This is a genomic window from Pseudomonas sp. BP01, assembly GCF_022760795.1.
GTDB lineage: Bacteria > Pseudomonadota > Gammaproteobacteria > Pseudomonadales > Pseudomonadaceae > Aquipseudomonas > Aquipseudomonas putida_Q.
In genome coordinates, this window is the sequence record NZ_JAFBKA010000088.1 from 1 (window position 1) to 411 (window position 411).

1 protein-coding gene is annotated in these 411 nt (G+C 62.3%); it reads left to right on the forward strand.

What is annotated here, in order from left to right; translation table 11 throughout:
- Nucleotides 1-229 (forward strand): DUF805 domain-containing protein (locus tag JOY50_RS28600; RefSeq protein WP_243056181.1); only part of this gene is annotated, 229 nt, incomplete at its 5' end.
- Nucleotides 230-411: the final 182 nt, after the last annotated feature.

A 411-nucleotide genomic window follows, 5' to 3' on the forward strand; every position in this document is an offset into this window, starting at 1 on the left:
GTCCGACGTCCTGGGCATCGCGTCGATCATCCTGTTTGTCGTGTTCTGGCTGGCCACGTTCGTGCCGGTCATCGCCGTCACCGTGCGCCGCCTGCACGACTGCAACCAGTCGGGCTGGATGTACCTGCTGGCCTTCGTTCCGTTCGGCGGCCTGGTGATCTTCGTATTCGCGCTGCTGCCGGGCACGCCGCAGGAAAATGCTTATGGTCCGGTGCCTTCGGGGCCGTGACATTTCGCGAGTCGAGCATGGCTCGACTCCACAAGAGGCAAAGAAAAGAAGCCGGCATTTCGCCGGCTTCGTCTTTACTTGATGGTGCAGTCGCCGAAGGACAGGTAGTCCGTGCCGGAACTGAACTGCAGCGTGCAGCTGGCGGTGAACGTCGCGCCTTCTTCCAGTGCGCCCAGCTTGGC